Consider the following 16,219-nt stretch of genomic DNA (forward strand, 5'->3'; position numbering starts at 1 on the left):
TGTCTAAGAGAGGAGCCGTGTGAGGTGAAAGTCTCACGCACGGTTTTGAAGACGAGTCGGGTAGGGTAACTTACCTGGCTTAGTTTAACTCAACCCGCCCTGAGTCATTCGTTCAGCTTAGTCTGTTCGAATGATAGATGGGAATCCCGCGCTGTCTCGCAGAGCAGCGTCGGGAGGATGTCAAGAGCTTTCAGAAAATGAAAATAACGGATAATGGAAATTTTTCTGCTTTTATTGTTCAACAGACAAGAGTCATTTCATTTGCTGAAGCTCTCGGAGCTGGATACTGAAAAATTTTTCTCCTTCCTCTAAACACAAAATTATCAGCTTCAAGTCTCTTGCCAAAGTTATCAGGACTTACACATTTTTTAGTTCTAAACACTACATATATATAACGTTATAGTTTTTGAACACTCTATATAGTGTCTCTGCTTCATCCTTATCAAGCAAGGGTTTGGAGACCAAACCCCTACAGTCCTACCAATTAATAATTATTAATTAAATAATTTACCTTATCATAAATTTCAATCCAATCCAGCGTCAGTTACTGCTCCTTGACTACTAGAAGAAACTAACTTAGCATACTTAGCCAATACACCTCTAGTATATCGGGGTGTCGGTGGTTGCCATACTTGACGCCGCTTTTCTAGTTCCTCATCAGAAATATTTAATTGTAGTAAACGCTTATGAGCATTAATAGTAATCGTGTCTCCTTCTTTGATCAGAGCGATCGCTCCACCTACTGCTGCTTCTGGAGCCACATGACCAACTACCATACCGTAAGTACCACCAGAAAACCTACCATCAGTAATCAATCCTACTTTATCTCCTAAACCAGCACCTATAATAGCGGAAGTTGGTGCCAACATTTCCCGCATTCCTGGTCCGCCTTTCGGACCTTCATAACGAACTACAATAATATCTCCTGCTTGAATTTTGCCGGCTAATATTGCTTCTAAGCAAGCTTCCTCTGACTCAAATACTCTAGCTGGACCTGTTATTTCTGGATTCTTGACTCCTGTAATTTTAGCAACGGCTCCCTCAGTTGCTAGATTTCCTTTTAAAATAGCTAAGTGTCCTTGAGCATACATAGGATTATCCCAAGGTCGAATTACATCTTGGTTGGCAGGTGCTTGAGAAGGTATGTCTGCTAGTTGCTCTCCAATAGTTTTACCTGTTATGGTTAAGGCGTCTGGGTGGAGTAGGTCTTTTTCTAGGAGCATTTTCATTACTAGAGGGATGCCTCCTGCTTGATGCAAATTTGTTGTAACGTATTTACCACTTGGTTTCAGGTCACACAATACAGGTACTCGCGCCCTAATTGTTTCAAAATCATCTAAAGATAACTCCACTTCCGCAGCATGAGCGATCGCCAGTAGGTGTAATACTGCATTGGTGGAACCCCCTACAGCCATTATTACTGAAATTGCATTTTCGATAGCTTTGCGAGTAATAATTTGGCGGGGTAAAATTTGTTTCCGAATAGCTTCTACTAATACATAAGCAGATTTTTCCGTACTATCTGCTTTTTCTGGATCTTCGGCAGCCATTGTTGATGAGTACATGAGACTCATTCCCATTGCTTCAAAAGCTGAAGACATAGTATTGGCAGTGAACATTCCTCCACAGGAACCAGCACCAGGACAAGCTCTACGTTCTACTTCCGTTAATTCTGTTTCGTCAATTTTTCCGGCACTATATTGTCCTACTGCTTCAAAAGCACTTACAACTGTTAAGTCTTTACCGTTGTAGTGGCCTGGTTTAATAGTACCACCGTAGACGAATATGGCTGGGATATTCATGCGGGCGATCGCTATCATTGCTCCGGGCATATTTTTGTCACACCCACCAATGGCAAGAACTCCGTCCATGCTTTGGCCATTACAAACTGTTTCGATGGAGTCCGCAATTACATCTCTGGAAACTAGGGAATATTTCATCCCTTCAGTACCCATGGAAATACCATCGCTAATAGTAATGGTGCCAAATATCTGTGGCATTCCTCCAGCTTCTTTCGCTCCACTCATGGCTCGCGTGGCCAGATCGTTAATGCCCATGTTGCAGGGAGTAATAGTGCTGTAGGCATTGGCAACCGCAATAATTGGTTTGGTAAAGTCTGAATCTTCAAAACCTACTGCTCTGAGCATAGCTCGGTTCGGAGCGCGTTGTACTCCTTTTGTAATTAATTGGCTTCTAACATTCTCTGGCATAGCATTTTTTCTGTATGGTCTTATATGTTTGATTTTCTCAGAATATCAGGGTGCTATTTGAGATATTTATAATAATTTTGAAGTAAAGTTATTTAGTAGGTGATCAGTTTGGTGTCTGCATTTGAGTCAAGAAAGGTTCTGCAGAGGAAGTAAATTATATCAGGAATTTGTGATTTTCGTTCTTTATTAATGTGATAATGAAAAAAGTTAGGGTGCTAAAAAATGGCCACAATAACATATTGTCAAGCATTACCAGAACCATTAGATGAATTAAATGCTTTAGGGATGACCAAATTTCAGGCATTCTTGGTGGCATACTCCCCAATAATACGCAAGGCAGTATGTGAAACGGTTCAGAATTTATTGTCTGGCAGCTTGTTTAATAAGTCTACCTGGAATACTTATGTACAAAAAGCCTATCAAATTAATAAAAGACACGCTAATGGTGTAATTGCATTGGCAAAAGGCCAGGTAGAGTCTGCCAAAGAGTGTCGCCAGAATCACATTAAGCAGTTAGGAGGAAAATTAAAATCTGCTCTTGATTGGTTAAAAAAATCAGAGAAAAAGTTAAAAGATGCTAGAAAATTTTATCAAAAAAAGAACTGGCAAAATAGTCAAACTGGCTGTGGTTTTCCTTTGTCATGCTCGGTAAAGTACAAGGATACAAATTGGCAAAATCTGAGGTTTCAAATTCACCATAAAAAGCGCTACATTTACCATTTAACTAAGAAGATTGAGCATTTAAAGTTGGCTAAAATTCAAGTAAAAGTGCCTTTTAATCAGGTTTTTATTGTCGGTAGTAAAACAGAAAGTTATGGTAATCAAGTTTGTCAGTGGGATGGTAAGACTATCCGGTTTAGAGTACCTTATTGCTTAGAAAAGAGATTCGGCAAATACGTTGAAACACAGTTGGGTGAGTTCAAAAGAAAGATTAACCGGATGCCGATTGATGGTAGTAAAACTTGGCATTTTTACTACAAACAAAATAAATGGGTAGCCGCTGTTCAATTTACTCCAAAACCAGTTAATCAAAGCTCGCGACCGATTTCTTATGGAGCAATAGGGTTAGATATTAACCCAGGAAGTATTGGATGGGCATACTGTGATGCAGATGGAAATTTAAGAGAACATGGACAGATACCATTAGAAATGGGATTGCCAAAGAATAAGCAAGATGGTCAAATAGTTAAAGCTTGCCTACAAATTCAAGAATTAGCCGATAAATACGCTTGCCCTGTAGTAGTAGAAAATCTGGATTTTGGTAAGAAGAAAGAACAACTACGAGAGGAGGGTAAAAAATACTCTCGAATGCTATCTAGTTGGGGATATAATCAATTTTGTCAAAAATTAGAAGCAATTCTGAGTAATCGGGGTATAGAACTAATCAAAGTCAATCCAGCATACAGCAGTTTAATTGGTCTGGTTAAATATGTCCGAATGTATGGATTAGCTAACGACGAAGCGGCAGCCCTAGTTATGGCTCGACGTGGAATGAGACTTTCAGAACGACTACCGCGCTCCTTAACCGCCTATCCTTTGGTGAAGAAAGGAAAGCACGTCTGGAGCGCGTGGAATCAATTAAATAAAGTGATCAAGTCCTGGGATGGTATAAAATGTCGCCATGACTATTATAGTATCTCAGTCTCTAACTGGGAATCATTGGTTATGCCACAGTGCGAACCTTTTGGCTGAGATTGTGGCAAGTTTTTGGCGTTAATGATTGACTAAACGTGACCGTGGTGTTTTTCCTTTTGATGTTCGCTATATTTGAGCGATTTGATCAGGTTTTTTCAAACGGAGTCCCGAAGAAGTCTATATTTTCTAAAATTTACCCACATTTCCAACCTAGATGTGGTAGTATCAGTTTTTTATCCAAGCAATTTTTAATGTCCTGCTTTAAATATAAAATATAAAATAGAAAATACTTTGAGGCAGAGCAAATGGAGGCTGAGGAACTTTTCCGGCAATATGCAGCAGGAGAAAGAAATTTTAAAGGTATCACCCTGGTAGGAATAGATTTAACAGGGGCTGATTTAAGTAATGCTAATTTTACCAGGGCAAGTCTCCGTAACGTAATCTTGAAGGATGCTAACCTCAGTGGAGTTAACTTTAGAGAGGTGATTTTTACGGATACTCATTTAAGTGGAAGTAACTTGAGTGAAGCTAATTTAATCTCAACAAATCTAGTTAAAGCTAACTTGACTAATGCTAATTTAAGTGGTGCTAATCTACGGGGTTCTAATTCTAGAGAAGCTAATTTGAGTGAAGCTGATTTAAGTGGTGCTAACTTGACGGAGGCTAATTTAAGTCAGGCGAATTTGACTAAAGCTAATTTAAGTGAATGTACAATGATTCGCGTTAATTTAATTCGGTCTATTTTAAGTGATTCTAACTTAGAGTCTGCTAATTTAACAAATGCTTTGATGAATGAATCAATTTTGCAGAGGGCCAATATGATGCATGGAATTCTCAGTGGAGCTATGTTAAGTGGTTCTAATCTCAGTGGAGCTGATTTGAGTAAATCTACTACTATTGGAGCTACTTTGAGCGAAGCTAACCTAAGTGGAGCAAAACTACGAACTACTAATGCTAGTTGGACTACTTTACGAGGTGCTAACCTTTGTGAGGCTAATTTATTTCGAGCTAAATTAAGTTGGTCAAATCTTACGGGGGCAAAATTAATGAAAGCTGTTTTGATTGATGCAAAGCTCAATAAAACTAATTTACGAGATGTACAGATGAGCGGAGCAATTATGCCTGATGGTACAACTTTTCCCTAGTGCCGCTACGCGGAATTCAAAATTCAAAATTCAAAATTCAAAATTCACGCATTATTGCTTAGTAAGGCTTAAGGGAAGCCTGTAACTTGTCAGTTATTTCTGTCATCCTGCACTAGAAATATTGTTGCTGTTAACTGAAAATGTTAAATTATAATGGGTGTTGTTTTTGATTGTTTATATTAACAAATATTCATAAAATTTATCTATATCTAGTCGAATATAATTAGAGTATATTGAGAATTTTATTATAGGTAATTAGGAAGAAAGTAAAATGAATACTGAGGAATTAAAGAGTCGATATTCTCTAGGAGAACGAGATTTTCACAAAATAAATTTGGTAGGAGCAAATTTAAAACATTTCCACCTGGAAAAAGTTAATTTTACAGGTTGTTCTTTGGCTTGTGCAGATTTAACTAGAGCTGTTCTGTCTGAAGCAAATTTTTCTGATGCTTTTCTCTACTCCGCTAACATGAAATATGTCAAATTGGGAAAGGGAAAACTTATTAATGCTGACTTGACAAAAACCGATCTACAGGGTTCTTTTTTGGTTAAGTCAGAGTTATCTGGTGCTAAATTAACTGGCGCTATTTTATCTGGTGTAAATTTGAGAAGCGCTAACCTAGAAGGTGTTAATCTTTGTGGAGCTAATCTTAGTGGTATAAATTTGCGTTCTGCTAATCTGAAAAATGCTAATCTTCGTTGGGCTAATTTGAGTCGCGCTCGACTTAATCAAGCTTTAGTACAAGGTGCTTTTCTAACTGGAGTTAATCTGAGTAAAGCATATTTGATGGAGGTAGATTTACATGAAATGGATTTGAATGGGATTGATTTTAGTGGAGCTAAAATGAAGCTTGCTAACTTGTCTGGTGCAGATTTAACTGCTACAAATTTTAGTGGTACTAATTTAACTTCTGCTGATTTAAAAGGAGCAATTATGAATGGCTCTAATCTGAGAAATGCTGTATTAATTGATAGTAATTTTAGTGAAGCAGTTTTAATGAGAGCTGATTTGTCTTATGCTGTTTTGACTGATGCTAATTTGAGTAAAACTAATCTTAATTTAGCTGATTTGCATAAAGCTGATTTAAGTGGTGCTTGTTTACAGGAAGCTTATTTGTGGAAGGCTGATTTGAGTGAAGCTAATCTTGATGGTGCTGACTTAAGTGGAGCTAGTTTAAGGGGAGCAATTTTGGATGGGGTGGATTTACAAAATACTAATTTAACAGGGGCTATGATGCCAGATGGTAAAGTTAATTAATAATTAATAATTAATAATTAATAATTAATAATTAATTAATAATTAATAATTTAAGAGCTGATTTATAAACTTCGTAAAAAGTCTTAGATTACTTGGCTTTCAGTAATTAACAATTAAATTACCGAAACAATTAAACAATTAAACAATTAAACAATTAAACAATTAAATAATTCAGGTTTAAAGCCTCCTCTTGGATAGGGGAAAAAAATAAATTTTTTCCTTTTAGTCAATCCTCTCCCTAAAAGGGAGAGGTAATTATCCATTATCCATTATCCATTATTGAACTCTCCTTTTTAGAGCTATGCTTTATAAACATCTTTTCAAATTAATTATTATAGAAATTTTCACAACCAATTTAGGTTTACTGTATTTATTGCCAAAAATAAACAAAATTTAAGTCATCATAGGGTATGAAGCGTGAAAATGCCCACAGAGAAACAAGCGGTTAATTGTTTTGTTATGTGTCGAAGAATCACACAGATGTATTTACGGAAAAATCAAGGTTTAAAGCTTCTCCTTGAAAGGAGAAAAAAGAAAATTTTTTTTTCTTTTTAACCAATCCTCCTCTTAAAAAAAAGAGGTAATTATTAATTATTAATTGTTAATTATTAATTATTTACCGATTTATCTAGTTAGACTAGATGAAAGAAGCGATGATATTTTCATTCTTGCAGGTGAAGATATCCAAGTTTTAATTGATAGAAATGGTGAGGTAACAATTCTATAAATTTAGTCTAAACCTCAGGCTTTAATTACCCCTGGTTGCACGAACCTTCGATGATACACTAAATAATTTTAAAATTTGGCGTTGGTAAATAAAGGCATGAAAATAAAAATTGAACAATCTCAAATATTTGTTATTCAATAGTTTAGGAATTACCAAAAAATACAAATCATACCCTAATTTACCAACGCCTAAAATTTATATATAATTTATTTGACTCAGTAATAATTTGAAAATTTCTATATGATTTATTTGACAGATAATAATAGTATTAAAACAGTTATTGAGAAATTGACTCAAGCTAATATACTTTGGATTGATACAGAGGTTGCTGATTATAATACCCGTCAACCTAGATTATCTTTAATTCAATTATTAGCCGATCCTCAAGATTTTTTAGGTGACAATGTTTATATTTTTGATGTTTTAGAAAATCCAGATATAACCAACTTTTTGATCGAGCAAATAATGGTTAATCCTGATATTGAAAAGGTATTTCACAATGCTAAGTATGACATTAAATTTCTGGGTAAAAGTCAAGCTAAAAATATTACTTGTACTTGGGAAATAGCTAAAAAATTACCTTATTATATTTTGCCAGTACCTAATTTAAAACTGAAGACATTAGCTGAAAAATTCACTAATTTTAAAAACATAGATAAAGAAGAACAAGGAAGTGATTGGGGGCAACGCCCACTCACAGAAAAACAACTAGAATATGCCAAGATGGACCCGGTTTATTTAGCTCAAGTACACTTGGCTTTGTTGGAATTAATTAAGCAAAATAATTCTGAACCTGCTAATGATAATTTAGATGAATTAACTCACAGATATCAAGAGATTTTACATCAATGGAAATTGTTAGATTCAGAAATTGATCATATACATGAACGTATAAAATTAGCTATGCAGGCACAAAATATTCCTGAAACTTCGACTTTTAAATTATCATCTGTAGAACGAACTACTAAAAAAGTTAATTTTTCTGAATTGGCAACCATAGTACAAAATCAGGGAATAGATTTTGATTTTCCCATTACTCTAACTCAAAAACTACAAAAAGATTTTGGAAATATCATCGATAAACTTTCGGTAAATACAGAAAATAGTTATAGTTTGAAATTAACTTTTAAGGGTTTGACAGATACTATTGAGCAAGATTAGTAAAAAAAATTTAACAATTTTGCTAGTCCTAAAATAGTCATAATAAAGTATATTTGAAGTATTCGGAAACTTTGGTTTTCTCTATTCCTGATTCTCCACTTCTAGTCATCATTACTTTTTTACGTAAGCATTCAGCCGTCAGCTAGTCTCCTGCGGAGGAACTTAGCTCTTCAGCTATCAGCTTCCGAGACAGATTTACGAGACAGATTTATATTTCACACCACACAATTAATTTTATGGGTTGAAAAGTTAAACTTGTTGTTTTTTTATTTCAATTTATGGCTTGAAAATGTGCTATAAGTTCAAGGAATAATTGCTTGATTCAAAGGTTAGAGTTGAGAGATGAAAGCTAATAGCTGGATGCTTACTTTTTTACCACTACTATAGCACTACAAAAAAGTGTTTTGACTTTAATAAAATTGAAATCCTTTACAGTCAATAGTTTTTACTTTAGCTGAATGCTTAAAGCTATAATTATTTGATTTGATAAATTTTATAGACTAAGTAACTATTCTATTTTACCAATAGTTTTTGCTTTAGCTGAATGCTGAAAGCTGAAGACTTAAAGGTATAATTATTTGATTTGATAAATTTGTAGACTAAGTAACTATTCTATTCTACTCTTAGTTAATAGCAAAGCTACTAAATATTGGTAATTGAAGTATCAATAACTAAATACACATTATTGAGGAAAAGTCAAGATGATGCAAGCTCAAGATATTATGACCACAAATGTAGAGACAATTAAAGGTTCAGCAACAATAGCTGATGCTGTAAAAAAGATGAATGACTTATCTTTGCGTGCTCTAATTGTAGAACGTCGTCACGAACAAGATGCTTATGGAATTATTACAGAGACAGATATTGTTTATAAAGTTGCTGCTTATGGGAAAGATCCAAAACAAGTACGAGTCTATGAAATTATGACTAAGCCTTGTATTGTGGTTAACCCAGATTTAGGTGTAGAATATGTAGCAAGGTTATTTGCTCAAACAGGTATACGTCGAGCACCTGTTATTAAAGATACATTGCTTGGTATTATTTCAATTACAGATATTTTAAGCAAGAGTGATTTTGTTGAAAAACCAAAATCTGTGCTACTTGAAAAGAGAATAGAGGTAGCTATTGAAGAAGCAAGAAGTATTTGTGCAGAAAAAGGTGTTACTTCTAGAGAATGCGCTGCAGCATGGGATATTGTAGAGGAGTTACAAGCTGAAGTTGCTCATCAAAAGGCAGAAAGATTTGATAAAACCGCTTTTGATGAATATTGTGAGGATAACCCAGATGCTGCTGAAGCAAGAACTTATGATATTTAGTTTCAGAATTTTACCTGTATATAGATAAGATTTTTTCTGTTAGCACTGAGAATAATATTCAGTGCTTTTTTTGGCGATAGCTAAAAATAGTAATATTAAGTATAGTTACATTTTTTTCTGTTTTGCTGGTACTGCTGCATAATAATGCTATAGTTTAATTTTTTTTTACTCTCAAAAAAATCTAGGGTATTAGCAGAAATGGTAAATACTATTGTTGGTTTAAGTTGATGAGTCTTTCCTTAATATATAATAATAGTTGAAAACCAATTATTATTCATTTAACCTGTAAAGTCTTAAATAATAATAGTGGAAAGCAAAAAGTTGTACTTATTGAATAAAAATATAGAAACTTTTTGGTCTGGTAGGTCAATGAAGATAGTCAAAATATTTCTTGTTCTGTGTCTTAGTGTGATGCTTTTTTTAATGCAGCCTAAACCTTCTTTAGCTAGTTTTTGGCACAAAATAGACCCTACTAGATACATAGGAAAAATATTTAAAATACCATTTGAATATGGTGGTGAAGCGACTGCTAAGGCAGCATTAGCAGAATTAAATAAATTTATTAAAAGCGACATAAACCCCCTTCTTGATGATGTGTTTAAGAAGGTTGATGATGTAGCAGCAAAAAACATTCTTCGTAGTGAAGAAGCAGCTAAAATACTCATGGAGGATGGAAAAAAAAATATCCTTGAAATTGAAAATGAAGTGGTTGAAGATATCGATCAAATTCTAGAAATAGTAGATGACAAGTATCGTGGTGCTATGCAGGAAACCTTTTCAGAGATTAATCGCGCTCGTGCAGAAGCTCTTATTGATGTCCGCTACACTCTAGGTACAGTAGATCGAGCTGTAGAAGCACGAATTAATCAAATTACTTTAGAAATGATGAGACTTTTGGCCAAAGTCGATGAGATTGTCCAAAAAGCACCAGAGACTCTTTATAATGACCTGTTTTCTCCCACACTCACAAGATTGGAGGAACTTCAGCAAGATACTTTTAACCAGTTAGATGAACTTGTCAAAAAACTTGATTGCTCTACAGTAGGCACAATTAAAGAGGTAAAATTGGGAATTGAAGCATCAGTAAAAAGTATTCGTCCCTTCTCCTTGCCGTTATTTCCTACCTATTGTGAAAAGAAAATGGGTACTTTGGCAGGTACAGAAATTTATCTCTACCGTTTATATGAGTGTGAAATTAATGAGATTCTTGCAAAGCGTGCAAAGACATTAACCATACAACAAATTCTAGACAACTACTCACAACTTGAACTTCATGCAAGTCAAATGGTTTGTTTAGCTAAAAGAAGCAATGCAACAGGGATAATGGAGTCTGCTCAAAGTGACTGGGCAAAATATGGAATGGAATACCGTCGTTGGAGAGACTATCTCAATCAATAGCTCTGAAGGAGAATAACTATGAAACGTTTATTAAAATTAAGCACAATTATATTTTTAGCTATTATTCTGATATTTTCTAATCCTCAGTCAGTAAGCGCTCAAAATAACAGAGAAGGTTGTACGAAAAATTCTACTGCCTTGGAATGTTATCAGGAAGCTTTATCAGTAGTTAGTTCAATCAAGCAAGAATTACAAACCAAACTTGAAGAATTAGAAACTTTAGGAAACAAAGTAGATTCTCTTGAGCAAAAATTAGATAATAAAGTTCAGAATCTATCAAATAAACTTCAGGACTTGACAAATATAGCAGTAGTCCAAGATTCTGATTCTGTTAATAATATTCATCTTTTTCTAGCTGATGAATATGTTAATTTATGGAGACCACAAGATGGTGGAGACCACAATATAGATGTGTCAGAATATATTCCCGACATAGCTAAAGGTGCAGTAATAAAAGTAATTGTAAACTCTCGTGATGTTGGTTCAGCTTCTTTTGTTTGTGCTGATAGGAAGGGTAACTATAGTAAAAAAGTTGACCATTATTTACAAAACGGATATACTAATTATTCAAAAGATCCATTCTGGTCAGGTGGTATAGTCTTTTGCCCCTTTTTTGAAAAGAAAACTTTTAGATGGAAAATGGTTTCTAATCAAAACGATCCTGATTCAAATGTAGTTTCCTACGGTGGTTTGATTGGTTGGTTTTAAGCGTTGCTGATTTCTAGTATGAATTAGCAAATATAATAATCAGGACTTACGGAGAAACCATATATATAGCGTTCAAAACTATAACGTTATAGTTTTTAGACTCTATATATAGTACCTTGGCGTAAGTTCTGATAATTTAACTTCTGCTTCCGAGAAAATACAGCATTTCCCGATGTCCGTGAGGTACACTCATCGCGGGCAAGATGCCCGCACTACAAGACTTTACTATTCACGCTGACGTTGCTGAATCTAAGGTATGAAAATAAAAATTGAGCAATCTCAAATATTTCTTATTCAAGAGTTTAGCAACTACTAAAAAATACAAATCATACCCAAAATCAGAAACGCCCACGCCTTGTACTTCATTTCTACGAAATTTGCTGTAAACTCATATTATTATTCAGCAACGCCGATCCCTCAAAAAAAGCTAGCTAATAGACAACCGACTAACTTCTCTAACGAATATATTCCTTGAGAATGCTATTCCGATTTGGATGTCGTAACTTCCTGAGCGCTTTTGCTTCAATTTGTCGAATCCGCTCGCGAGTCACATTAAATATTTGCCCAATCTCTTCCAAAGTCTTCATCCGTCCATCATCCAAACCATACCTTAAGCGTAATACATCTCGTTCGCGAGGACTCAAACTATTTAAAACACTTTCTAAGTCTTCTCGCAATAAATTTTTGGATACTTCGTCTTCAGGAGTTTCCCCATCTGACTCAATAAAATCTCCAAGTCGAGAATCTTCTTCTTTTCCGATCGGAGTTTCTAAAGATATGGGAAGTTGAGCAGACTTAGCAATAAAACGTAACTTTTCAATAGTCATTTCCATGCTAGTTGCTATTTCTTCTTCTGTAGGTTTGCGCCCCATTTCTTGGGAAAGAAGCTTAGTAGTTTTCTTGATTCGAGATATAGTTTCGTACAGATGAACTGGTAGACGAATAGTACGAGACTGATCGGCGATCGCTCTGGTAATAGCTTGACGAATCCACCAAGTTGCGTAGGTACTAAACTTATACCCCTTTTCATGGTCAAATTTTTCTGCCGCTCGAATTAATCCCAAACTACCTTCCTGAATCAAATCCTGGAATGATAAACCACGATTCATGTACTTTTTAGCGATCGAGACCACTAAACGCAGGTTAGACTGTACCATCTTTTCCTTAGCTCTGCGTCCAAGTATTAACCGACGCTTAAACTTTGACAATTCCATGTCTACCGCATTTGCCCACTCACTGACTTGAGGTTCTCGATCTAAGTGGTACATTAAATCTTCTCGAATTCGCTCCAATTCCAATAAATCAGCAATCTTACGCGCCAATTCAATTTCTTCATCAGCTCGTAATAGCCTAATTCTTCCTATTTCCTGTAGGTAAAGGCGAATCGAGTCTTCTGTGTAATGCTTTTTTTTGCCCGCAGTCCGAGTACGAGATTTGACAACTTTACCAGACTTTAGATCGTCCTCATCAGACTGAGCATCTACATATTCTTCTCTATCTCCAATTAAAAGGTCTAATTCATCGTTTATTTGTCTGGTAGGGGTTGACTGAAATAAATTGCTAGATTCTAGCTCAGGCTGAATAGTGGTTTCAATTACATTGTTAGTCTGGATCATGTCGCGTTCCTCATGCTCCTTAAGTTCAAGAATAAATTACTTTACAGAAGTTTTCTGTCTATCTTAAGACAGTATAGCTAGTAACCAAGCCTATATGGTTTATGTTTTTTCCTACAAACTGGGAAATTACATGAGTTTGCCTGGAATAATATTTACTAATTTAAGGCTTACTTTAATTAATATTGGCTCTTTTTTCCCAGCCTTCAGAGTTCTATGTTCTGGCTAGTTAGTGGTCATGCCAGTATCATAATTCTACATTTTAAGTACCTCAACTCAACTAACTTTGTTATCGTTACTGCTTCATCAAACTGATCTAAAACGTCACGGGTAATAACATTTTAATGTGTACAGACATGCCATGATACTTTCTTACCTTCTGGGGTCACACTGTCGGCAGTAACCTCTACAGGCAATGGTCAAGCATACTCCATCTGGTCAAATTCCGACCTTGCATATCATAGCTAGTTTATAGAATACAAACCACACTTCTAGATTTGCATGACATATCCATTAGATAATCGCAGCACCGTTACAACTCTCAGAAGAAGGAAAAAAATCTATCCCCACTCTACCAATTCAGAACCATAAAACTGAGTTTTATATTCTAGTTGACGCTTGAACTCAGAAAAACACTATCTACTAATTGTTGATTTAGCTAGTTTATGGTTAGCTAGTTTATGGTTAGCTAGTTTATGGTTAGCTAATATCCCAGTAACATTTCAATCTTTAATAATGATAGTGCCATATTTCTTGGCTATATTAAGTCGTCGATTTATGAAGTGCGTCTTTAGCTTTCAACCTCATTAGCAACAAAAGAAATGACACAGCTAATAGAAAAATTGATTAATCGACTACTAACTCCACTAAGTGAGAAGTATTCGGATCTGAAGGGTGTGCTTTGTATTTTATAGTTATCCAACCTTTTCTCCTCACCTAATTATACATATTAGGTGAGGAATTCCAGGGATTTATGTTCAACACCATTAAAACATCCTTTGTTTAGATTGTGAAACTATCAGAAACTTGACTACACAATTACTTATGTTTGGTGATGCTCCTTTTTTTCCTGCTACTTACTGTTGTCATTACATCTTATCCTAAATCTTTTAGATATATTTGTAAGATTTGGCAGATGAGGGTAATTACTTTTATCCTAGCAATAATCTATACATTGATCACCTCCACTATTCATCATGTTGAGTTTAGAAAAATATTGCTAGTTTTTTTAGCCATAGGACTTCATCTTAAATTATACATAAAAAATTTTGCCACATAGCTTATTGTTCAAGTCATTTGTATAGCTTTATTAAAATTTTCAATACTTTTGGTCAATATTTTTATTTATTCCTATATCATTATAATAATTTTTAATCTATCTGTCATAATTGTGATATTTTTTATTGATTCTATAGAATTGAGACTTATAAATTTACTTTTTCTCTTGGTTATATGCCATTGCGAGCTAATTCCATTTTTCAGGTCAAGTTAAAGTTTTTCTTTCACTATGATACTTGATACTACAATATTAATCGTAATGATTAACTTAAGAATAATCTAATTCAAGCTAACTCTAAACAGCTTTATAATTTCTAGTCTAACAGATTATTTTCTCAAGTGCTACTTATACGATCCCGAAATTATTATTTTGTTTTCAAGCATTACGGTCATTACATATTAATGCTATTTCTTCTTCTATTATATTTTTTATTCATCAGTATATGTTAATCAATCATTAACATCTTATATTCAACCTTTATAGAAATCTTCTCTCAGGCCAAATTATATGAGGGTAGGCTTCACATTTAGTTTTTCTACCTTAATAGATCGATAATATATCGACTCATCACTGCATTTAACCCTTATGTATAATTTTGACTTTATATTATTGAGTTAGGCTATGCAATACTACACTTCTTTACATATTTGGTATTGTAGTTGATACTCCTTATATGTAAGTTAGCTCAAATTTTAGCAATTGCAGCTAAATATTACGTTAAGAGAAATTAAGTTTTTAATGTTAAGCAGTCATAATATAAATCGAACGTCCACTTTATATAAACACAAAAATAAAATATTGAACCTAGAAAATACAAAAACAATCAATGACTGCCTATAAATGTTGCCAGATATTTACGGTTGTATAGTTGTTAAGATTTATAGCTTCGATGGAAGCTTTCTCATATTTTATTACCTCTCTTCAATAAGAACCTTTTCTCAAAAATTTGATGTAATTTTCAACAAGAGGACGAGTTATTTTTCTGTTAGTAATTCTCTGTCCATTACGATAATGAATCTGAGCATGGATATGATAACCAGAGGTTCTTCCTGTAAGACCTTGGATGCCAATTGGTTGTCCTTTAGTGATTCTTGTTCCTTTTCTTGGTGGCGAACCTTGTAACAAATGACCCATTAACCAATAATAATTAGTACCATCACACATAAGTTCAACTATTTGACCTGCACCTTGGGCAGTTGTAAAACTACCATTTTGGCCTTGAAATCTAGTTTGGCGAATAGTTCCTTGGCAAGGTGCTGGAATAGGAACCTCTAATTGACCATTTAGCTCTAAGGTAAAATCATAAGCTCCTGGAGGAGTATCATCAATGAAATAGGGAGTGTAAATTATATAAGGGAGAAATTTATCTGATTTCCCATAGTCTGGAGTCAGGAAAGGATTAATTCGAGGGAAATTATCTTCTACCCACTCTTGCACAATGACTATTTTTTTTACTGTTTGTCCTAATATTTTAGCTCCTGTTTTGATTAAGGGAGCTAACACAGTTAGATATATTAAAAATATAAAGATCAAAAAAACAAAAAAATTTTTAACTCTACCACTATTATGATTGTATTTTGTTTGTAAAATAATTTGTTTTATGAGAGAGATAAATAGCAAATTATCTGGTTTTAAATTTTGGTAAAATACCTTTTTATTTTGCAGTATTTGTGGATTTTTTTTTCTAAAAAATTGCATAATTTTGATTTATTAAGGAAAGGGAATAGGGAATAGGGAATAGGGAATAGGGAATAGGGAAACTGATAATA

The 16,219-nt window shown here is 34.3% G+C and carries 12 protein-coding genes; 9 read left to right on the forward strand and 3 right to left on the reverse strand.

What is annotated here, in order from left to right:
• Window positions 1-524: 524 nt before the first annotated feature.
• On the reverse strand, window positions 525-2,210 hold the full coding sequence (gene ilvD, locus F6K40_RS19745) for a dihydroxy-acid dehydratase (RefSeq protein WP_293138811.1): 1,686 nt from the start codon (window positions 2,208-2,210) through the stop codon (window positions 525-527).
• Window positions 2,211-2,432: 222 nt separating this feature from the next.
• Here ilvD and F6K40_RS19750 point away from each other — a divergent pair, with 222 nt between their 5' ends.
• From F6K40_RS19750 to F6K40_RS19780, 8 genes are all read left to right on the forward strand, one after another.
• A complete protein-coding gene (locus F6K40_RS19750) occupies window positions 2,433-3,902 on the forward strand; it encodes an IS200/IS605 family accessory protein TnpB-related protein (RefSeq protein WP_293138812.1) in 1,470 nt (489 codons plus the stop codon).
• 248 nt (window positions 3,903-4,150) lie between these two features.
• Window positions 4,151-4,990 carry a pentapeptide repeat-containing protein gene (locus F6K40_RS19755; RefSeq protein WP_293138813.1) on the forward strand — a complete coding sequence of 280 codons (840 nt, stop codon included), beginning with the start codon at window positions 4,151-4,153 and terminating at the stop codon, window positions 4,988-4,990.
• 271 nt (window positions 4,991-5,261) lie between these two features.
• Window positions 5,262-6,248, forward strand: coding sequence for a pentapeptide repeat-containing protein (locus tag F6K40_RS19760; RefSeq protein ID WP_293138814.1), 987 nt, complete (start codon window positions 5,262-5,264; stop codon window positions 6,246-6,248).
• 598 nt (window positions 6,249-6,846) lie between these two features.
• Window positions 6,847-6,975, forward strand: coding sequence for a DUF6888 family protein (locus F6K40_RS41390; RefSeq protein WP_375340582.1), 129 nt, complete (start codon window positions 6,847-6,849; stop codon window positions 6,973-6,975).
• A 240-nt stretch (window positions 6,976-7,215) separates the two neighbouring features.
• Complete coding sequence (locus F6K40_RS19765; protein ID WP_293138815.1) at window positions 7,216-8,136, forward strand: ribonuclease D; 921 nt, start codon at window positions 7,216-7,218, stop codon at window positions 8,134-8,136.
• A 701-nt stretch (window positions 8,137-8,837) separates the two neighbouring features.
• Window positions 8,838-9,452 carry a CP12 domain-containing protein gene (locus F6K40_RS19770; RefSeq protein ID WP_293138816.1) on the forward strand — a complete coding sequence of 205 codons (615 nt, stop codon included), beginning with the start codon at window positions 8,838-8,840 and terminating at the stop codon, window positions 9,450-9,452.
• A gap of 423 nt (window positions 9,453-9,875) precedes the next feature.
• Window positions 9,876-10,850, forward strand: coding sequence for a hypothetical protein (locus F6K40_RS19775; RefSeq protein ID WP_293138817.1), 975 nt, complete (start codon window positions 9,876-9,878; stop codon window positions 10,848-10,850).
• Window positions 10,851-10,868: 18 nt separating this feature from the next.
• Complete coding sequence (locus tag F6K40_RS19780; protein WP_293138818.1) at window positions 10,869-11,558, forward strand: hypothetical protein; 690 nt, start codon at window positions 10,869-10,871, stop codon at window positions 11,556-11,558.
• Between the two features lie 455 nt (window positions 11,559-12,013).
• Here F6K40_RS19780 and rpoD read toward each other — a convergent pair whose 3' ends face one another.
• Window positions 12,014-13,174 carry an RNA polymerase sigma factor RpoD gene (rpoD, locus tag F6K40_RS19785; protein WP_293138819.1) on the reverse strand — a complete coding sequence of 387 codons (1,161 nt, stop codon included), beginning with the start codon at window positions 13,172-13,174 and terminating at the stop codon, window positions 12,014-12,016.
• A gap of 615 nt (window positions 13,175-13,789) precedes the next feature.
• On the opposite strand from rpoD, the gene F6K40_RS19790 reads away from it, so the two are divergent.
• Window positions 13,790-13,981 carry a hypothetical protein gene (locus F6K40_RS19790; protein WP_293138820.1) on the forward strand — a complete coding sequence of 64 codons (192 nt, stop codon included), beginning with the start codon at window positions 13,790-13,792 and terminating at the stop codon, window positions 13,979-13,981.
• A gap of 1,390 nt (window positions 13,982-15,371) precedes the next feature.
• Here F6K40_RS19790 and F6K40_RS19795 read toward each other — a convergent pair.
• Entirely contained in the window at window positions 15,372-15,953 is a 582-nt protein-coding gene (locus F6K40_RS19795) for a M23 family metallopeptidase (RefSeq protein ID WP_293138821.1), read from the reverse strand.
• Window positions 15,954-16,219: the final 266 nt, after the last annotated feature.

The organism is Okeania sp. SIO3I5, from assembly GCF_010672085.1.
GTDB lineage: Bacteria > Cyanobacteriota > Cyanobacteriia > Cyanobacteriales > Microcoleaceae > Trichodesmium.